Origin of the sequence: Aquabacterium sp., assembly GCF_014378415.1 — a bacterium.
Lineage (GTDB): Bacteria > Pseudomonadota > Gammaproteobacteria > Burkholderiales > Burkholderiaceae_C > Aquabacterium.
On sequence record NZ_JACMNS010000186.1, the window covers coordinates 1 to 5852 of the forward strand.

Below are 5852 nucleotides of genomic sequence, written 5' to 3' on the forward strand. Positions count from 1 at the left end.
GCCTGGTAGTTCGGGGTGTCGGCATTCGCGATGTTGCTGGCGATCAGGCGCTGGCGCTCAGATCGCAGTGACAGTGCATCAGCCTGGAAGTTAAGGGTGTCGGTCAATCTGTTCAGCATGGCAAGCCCTCCGGCCTGTGAGCGCTTTGCCAAGAACAACGGGATTTGGCGCAGCTTGTAGGGGATGGTGAACGCCAGGTGCTGAAACATGAGCCGGAATAAGCGGCCTTTCGGGCCTCATTTCAGACCTATTCGCGGGCCGTGGATTCGTACAGTGGTACGCATGGACACGAACCCCACCAACCCCGCATCGACCAGCCCTTCGGCCCCTGCGCCGGGCTTGTTGCATGACCTGGGTTTCGAGCCCTTTCAAATTTGGGCCGCCTTGTTGAGCGCCCTGGTGTGGTTGCTGCTGTGCGGTGGCGCGGTGCTGCTGTCGCCCTCGGCCTACGCGCAGACGTCGCCGGTTGGCGAGTCGGGCGTGCTGCAGGCCTATGTGCAGACCTTGCTGCACGATCAGGCTTTGCTTCAATCTGACAATTCAAAGAGTAGCGCTCCCTGGCGCGTCGAAGTCGTTTTGGGCCAGCTCGACCCGCGCCTCAAGCTGGCGCCTTGCGACAAAATCAAGGCTTATGTGCCTGCGGGTATGCGGCTGTGGGGCAACACCCGCGTCGGCTTGCGTTGCGAGCAGGGCGCCGTGCGCTGGAATGTTTACTGGCCCGTGGCCGTGAAGGTTTGGGGGCAAGCTTTGGTGGTGGTGGGGCCTTTGCGTCCCGGCGCGCCTTTGGCGATGGAAGATTTGCGCATGGCGGAAGTCGATCTGGCCTCGCATGCCTCGCCCGCTGTGCTGCGCGCGGAAGACGTCGTGGGCCGCACCGTGGTGCGCCAGCTTTCAGCCGGGCAAAGCCTGCGCCAGGAAGACGTGAAGGTTCGCCGCTGGTTTGCCGCCGGGGATCCGGTGCGATTGACCGTCAAGGGCCGTGGGTTTTCGGTCGCCTCCGAAGGCACCGCGCTGACGGCGGGTGACGAGGGGCAATGCGCCAAGATCCGGCTTGATGGCGGTCGCGTGGTCTGCGGGGAGCCGGTGGGGGCGCGGCAGGTGGAGATCTTGTTGTGAAATTCGGGAAATTTGCAGCCTCACCCCCCTCGCTTGCGGGGGTTTTGGCCTTTGGCATTAAAGTCGGTGGCTGCCGGGTCGATATCCCGGATGTGACCACTCGGTACACACCGAGCGTAAGGAGTACATCATGAAAATCGGCAATCCTTCAGACAAACCCGTTGGCGGCGCATCCAGTGCCAAGACAGAAGCCACGACCAACACCAAGACGACCGGTAAAACGGCCAGTCTGGACGGTGGCGTGAGCGAAAGCGCCAAGGTAACCCTGTCCAACACGGCATCCACCCTCTTATCGGGGGCGGATCCCACTTTCGATGCCCACAAAGTCTCGCAAGTGAAACAATCGATCGACGACGGATCCTACAAAGTGGACCCTGAAGCGATCGCGGACAAGTTGATCGCCAATTCACGCGAACTGCTCGAACGTCAGCACTGACCGAGTCCCTCGATCATGGCCGCTGTTCAACAATCGCCCGTGCAGGATCTGACGCCCCACATTGCCGCCATTCAGGTGCAATTGGGGGTGTTGGACGAGGCCTTGGTGTCGCAAGACGCCCAGGCGATCGACGCCTGCAGCCAGGCCTTGCACCGTTCATTGGTCGAGGCCATGGCGGCTTTTCGCCATGCGGGGCCTGATTCTTTGACGCCGCCATTGCGTCATCAACTGCTGTTGGCGCAAGCCCGCGTCATGGGGCAGCAATCCACCGTCAGGCGCGCGGCTCATTCGATCGAGCGCACCTTGGGCATGCTTTTGCCTCAAGAAGCCTCGGCGACTTATTCGGCGCTGGCGCCCAAATCCGGCCAGATGGCCGTGAACGCTTACCGCGCTTAGAGGGCCCTGTCCCCGCGTCCGTCACCGGCTACAGCCTGGGCGAGGCCGTCATTGCATGGATTGACGGATCGAGCCGTCTAAGCTTACTGGCGGGCGTCGCTCCATGAGGCAGACCCTGCTACTTCAAGCCCATGTATCGTGCGCCCTCAGCCATCACGTTGGAGATTGCTGAATACGGACTGTAAGTTGCGCTCATGACGCATGATCTCTTGCGTCGAAAACGTGCCCAAAGAGGTGGTCCCTTCTTTAGAAGCCTGCCAGCTTCTGAAACTCGGTGCGCAACAGCGTGACCACCTCGACCAGGTTGATGAAGCCCAGTTGGTTCTTTTTAAGAAAAGCAGCCCACTGCCTTTGCTTCATCGCGTCTTGCGCGAACGCGTCACTCAAACCGGAGGGAAGGGCGCTGGGCATGGGCAGTTTCCGCCGCGCGAACGTGGCTCTGATGGCACGTTGCAGTTCGGCGGGTTCCAATGCCTCCTCTGTCAGCAATACCCAGAGATCGAAGTAGTCCTTCATGCGGGTGTTTGCCATGCCCAGTAGGCACACTGCATGAAACTTCTCGGCCACCACGGTGTATTTGGGATAAGCGCGAAGCCGTGGGGCGGGCAGGTCTTGGAGCAGTACCGGGTAGCTCACCGATTCTGGCGCTGGTGTGACAGCATCCCCAAAGCCGATGTCCACCTGCAACGCGATGCGCGCGCCGTCCAGCTTGGCCAGCAGATCGATCCGCATACCGCCGTAGCCAGCCTCCTTGCGGATCACCGAACCCCTGATTGAGGCCTGATCAAACTCGATGCCATCCTCCACTGCGATCTGGCAGATCTCGCGGAACGCAGAGATCGCGGAGTCAATGTCGCTTGGACCAAATCCAAGCAAGTCTGCATCGCGCGTTGGCCGGTGCGGCTGGTCGTACCACAGCGCAAACAGCAGAGCACCCTTGAGCAGGTAGTTGTTGGCATGCGACGAGACCGACAGCCGGTACAGCAGCCGCTCCAAGCCGTAGTGGGTCAGCGTCAGGTTGAAATCCTGCTTGGTGGCATCAGCGTGCTGCTTCAAACGGGCGCGTATGGATGCAGCCAGGTTGCGACTCATGCTGCTACGCTTTCCAGATAGGGGCGCATGACATTGGCAACACGGTCCACGGTGGCGTAGTGCCACAGCGCATCCATCGTCAGCTTGCGCTGCGACCAGCCGTCGTGCAGCGCTTCCAGCGCGACGTCCAGGCCGATCTTGTTGCGGTACTTGAAGCAGTCGGCCACTGTCTTGGCCGTGTTGAACACAGGTACCTTCACACCATCGATCACGACCGATTCGATACCTTCGGTCAATGCTGCACCTGACATGCGTACCGCACGAAGAGCCGGCTGGCCCAGGCGGGGCGTGGGCGAGTGGTGGGGGATGGCCATCCAGACTTCGAACGGTGCCTGCGTGCCGATGCCGTGGACGCGAAGCGCCGACAGCAGGCACACCACACCACGCGGCACGCGCAACGAGACCTCGGCCAGGGAGCGGTGTTCACTGAGCGTGCGCCCCGGCAGACTGTAGACGCCTCGGGCGATGCGCTCAAGTTTGCCGGAGGAGACCAACCGGCTGAGGATGGCCGTCGGTAGGCCCTGCTCGGCGAGATCGCGCGCGCGCAGCAGTGGCTGACGCGCAGCGAGCGCCAGTGCGGTTTGCTCCAGCGTTGAATTCGAGTTCAGTGCCATGTGGGGAGTTTGTTGCATTAGCTAGTCATTTGTCAATAAATGACTAGCTAATGCACTGATATGGTCGGCCTGTTCGGGCTCGGCGATCCGATTTGCGCGAGTGCCAATCTTCCTGCTAATGCAGTCATTTGGCTAATTCCAAGAATTGAGACCCAAACTGTCTTGCCAGTGGCTTGAAGTCCTCACCTTTGCTCAGAATCGCCAATGCCACCTGGCGACAGGTGGGGGCGGCCGTGCCGGGGCCGACCTGCGGTTGAGCGCTGATTCGTCAAAGATCGCGGCACAATGCCTCAAAGCCGTTTGAGCGGCGAGGGAGTTGCTGTATGAGTGAACTGTTGATCCAGCGTGCCGAGAGCCATTGGACGCCCTCAGAAGCTTTGCTTTATGCGCGTTTTGCGGAATTGGCGGTCAGCGTGGCGACCGAGGCCGATTTCAATGACTTGGTGATCAACCACGTTGATACACTTTTACCCCATGGCATGCTTTTGGCGGTGCTGGGTGAGTTCACCTTTGAGCACCTGACGATTCAGCATCACATCACCTGTCGATACCCGCAATGGGCTTTTGCACAGATCCCGACGGTGATCAACATTCGCGAGCGTCCTGTCATTGCGCGATGGCTCAAGACCCGCCAGCCCGTCATCATTGACATTGAGCAAGACGCCAAACTTTTTTTCCGAGCGTGAGCTGTTTGAGATTCAGGCCTTTAGCCTGGGGCGCATAGCCGTGCACGGTTTGCCTGATCTGACCAAGCACATGGGCAGCTGTTTCAGCTTTGCCTTGGTCGATCCAACCCTTGACAGGGCCATGCTTACGCAGCGCTTGTCCATGATCTGCCCCTTGCTGCACATCGCGCTTTGTCAGGTGTTTTGCCAAGCCAAGTCGGTGGGAGCCCCAGGGCATGACTTGACTGCGATTGAGAGGGAGTTGCTGACATGGTTGGCCGCTGGCCGAAGCAATCAGCAGATGGCTGAGTTGCGGCAGCGAAGCCTTTCAACCGTTCGGAATCAGTTGGAAAAGCTGTACGCCAAGCTGGGCGTGAGCACCCGGGCAGAGGCCGTGGCGCTAGCCTTGCGCCAGACCAGGCACCTGCCTGATCTTTGGGAATAGGACGAACGTCCTATTTCATAAGCTTGAATTGCAGAGCAAGCTCTCTTCATGAACAAGAGGGCTTGCATGATTACGCATTGAATTCAATGTTGGCGCGTTTGATTGGCTCTATGCCGTTTTGTGTGGAACTTGACATCACCGGCATCGATGGACTAGGCCGGAGGCCTGAGGGGCGGCAAGCGACAAAGGGTTGGTTGGCAGGTCAGCGAGCTTAGACATTTGCAAGTACGCGATGGCGATGAAGTTGGCTGCAGTTCTGAATCCTCGGGCGGCACGCTTGGCCTGCTGTAGTAAGCCATTCATCGCTTCAACATAGGCATTGCTTCGGTTGTCCAGCATGCCTCGAACTACGGCATCAAGTCGTTGACTGATGGTTTTTGCCAACTTCTTGAACGGCTCTAGTTTGCAGCGCTGCGCCCAGCTCAACCAGTCCTTTAGGTCAGCTCTGGCTTGCCCCTCGTCGTTGCTCGCGACGGCTCTGGCATACACCTCACGCAAAGCCATTTTGAGCCGCCATGCTCGGGCGCTTTTGAGTCTGGAGTGCTGGAGCCAATGCATGGCTGAGGTCTGTTTTTTGCTCCAGCCTTTTGGGTTGCGACGCATGCCCCAGGTCAAGCTCTTAAGCAACTTGCGGTCGTTGCTGCCCAATGCTGTTTTTACAGCACCCGGCTCTGCTCGCATTTCTTCACGGCGCACCTCGTCCATCGCCTCTTGGGCCATGGCAATGACATGAAAGCGGTCATAGCTGATTTGAGCCTCAGGCAAAGCCGGTGGTCTGGAGCATGCCCGATATCGCCACATTGGCGAATGCCAACTCTCAGGCAGGCACTATTGCTGACGACGTCTTGTCGGGAGCCGGGACAGCCGATGCACTTTATGGTGTGGCCGGTGATGATGACCTGAATGGGTTGGCTGGCAATGACTTCCTCTTTGGCGGTTTGGGCCACGATACCCTCAACGGTGGCGCCGACAACGACTGGCTGTTCGGCGATGCCGGTGAAGACGAAATGATCGGTGGCCTGGGCGATGACACCCTCTATGGCGGTGATGGAAGCGACTTCCTCAGCGGAGGTGCTGGCAACGACTCC

Annotated in this window: 9 protein-coding genes and 1 pseudogene; 6 read left to right on the forward strand and 4 right to left on the reverse strand. The window is 59.4% G+C overall.

Features of this window, described 5'->3' with window-relative positions:
• A partial coding sequence (locus H7225_RS16370) for a flagellar basal body protein (protein WP_290663754.1) occupies nt 1–119 on the reverse strand: 119 nt, incomplete at its 3' end.
• Between the two features lie 163 nt (nt 120–282).
• Between H7225_RS16370 and flgA the strand changes: the two genes are divergently transcribed.
• The 3 genes from flgA to H7225_RS16385 all read left to right on the forward strand — a co-directional run bounded on the left by flgA (nt 283) and on the right by H7225_RS16385 (nt 1948).
• Nucleotides 283–1116 (forward strand): flagellar basal body P-ring formation chaperone FlgA, encoded by an 834-nt coding sequence (flgA, locus tag H7225_RS16375; protein ID WP_290663738.1) that lies wholly within the window; start codon nt 283–285, stop codon nt 1114–1116.
• Between the two features lie 130 nt (nt 1117–1246).
• The gene (flgM, locus tag H7225_RS16380) at nt 1247–1552 is read left to right on the forward strand and encodes a flagellar biosynthesis anti-sigma factor FlgM (protein ID WP_290663740.1); all 306 of its coding nucleotides are present in this window, start codon (nt 1247–1249) and stop codon (nt 1550–1552) included.
• Nucleotides 1553–1567: 15 nt separating this feature from the next.
• Nucleotides 1568–1948 carry a hypothetical protein gene (locus H7225_RS16385; protein WP_290663742.1) on the forward strand — a complete coding sequence of 127 codons (381 nt, stop codon included), beginning with the start codon at nt 1568–1570 and terminating at the stop codon, nt 1946–1948.
• A 246-nt stretch (nt 1949–2194) separates the two neighbouring features.
• On the opposite strand, the gene H7225_RS16390 is transcribed toward H7225_RS16385, so the two are convergent.
• Both H7225_RS16390 and H7225_RS16395 read right to left on the reverse strand, forming a co-directional pair.
• On the reverse strand, nt 2195–3040 hold the full coding sequence (locus H7225_RS16390; protein ID WP_290663744.1) for a nucleotidyl transferase AbiEii/AbiGii toxin family protein: 846 nt from the start codon (nt 3038–3040) through the stop codon (nt 2195–2197).
• A complete protein-coding gene (locus tag H7225_RS16395; RefSeq protein WP_290663746.1) occupies nt 3037–3654 on the reverse strand; it encodes an AbiEi antitoxin N-terminal domain-containing protein in 618 nt (205 codons plus the stop codon). Before H7225_RS16395 ends, H7225_RS16390 begins: the two co-directional genes overlap by 4 nt.
• 323 nt (nt 3655–3977) lie before the next feature.
• Between H7225_RS16395 and H7225_RS16400 the strand changes: the two genes are divergently transcribed.
• Nucleotides 3978–4340, forward strand: coding sequence for a hypothetical protein (locus H7225_RS16400; protein WP_290663748.1), 363 nt, complete (start codon nt 3978–3980; stop codon nt 4338–4340).
• Nucleotides 4341–4461: 121 nt separating this feature from the next.
• On the forward strand, nt 4462–4764 hold the full coding sequence (locus tag H7225_RS16405) for a helix-turn-helix transcriptional regulator (RefSeq protein ID WP_290663750.1): 303 nt from the start codon (nt 4462–4464) through the stop codon (nt 4762–4764).
• A gap of 135 nt (nt 4765–4899) precedes the next feature.
• Here the strand turns inward: H7225_RS16405 and H7225_RS16410 are convergent.
• Nucleotides 4900–5532 (reverse strand): annotated as a pseudogene (locus H7225_RS16410) (transposase); the annotation flags it as partial.
• Between the two features lie 14 nt (nt 5533–5546).
• Here H7225_RS16410 and H7225_RS16415 point away from each other — a divergent pair.
• On the forward strand, nt 5547–5852 hold a 306-nt coding region (locus H7225_RS16415; RefSeq protein ID WP_290663752.1), incomplete at its 3' end, for a calcium-binding protein.

Coding starts and splice junctions, on each gene's coding strand:
- H7225_RS16405 (WP_290663750.1), top strand. CDS start 4,462: ATGCTTACGCAGCGCTTGTCCATGATCTGCCCCTTGCTGCACATCGCG.
- H7225_RS16385 (WP_290663742.1), top strand. CDS start 1,568: ATGGCCGCTGTTCAACAATCGCCCGTGCAGGATCTGACGCCCCACATT.
- flgM (WP_290663740.1), top strand. CDS start 1,247: ATGAAAATCGGCAATCCTTCAGACAAACCCGTTGGCGGCGCATCCAGT.
- H7225_RS16390 (WP_290663744.1), bottom strand. CDS start 3,040: ATGAGTCGCAACCTGGCTGCATCCATACGCGCCCGTTTGAAGCAGCAC.
- flgA (WP_290663738.1), top strand. CDS start 283: ATGGACACGAACCCCACCAACCCCGCATCGACCAGCCCTTCGGCCCCT.
- H7225_RS16395 (WP_290663746.1), bottom strand. CDS start 3,654: ATGGCACTGAACTCGAATTCAACGCTGGAGCAAACCGCACTGGCGCTC.
- H7225_RS16400 (WP_290663748.1), top strand. CDS start 3,978: ATGAGTGAACTGTTGATCCAGCGTGCCGAGAGCCATTGGACGCCCTCA.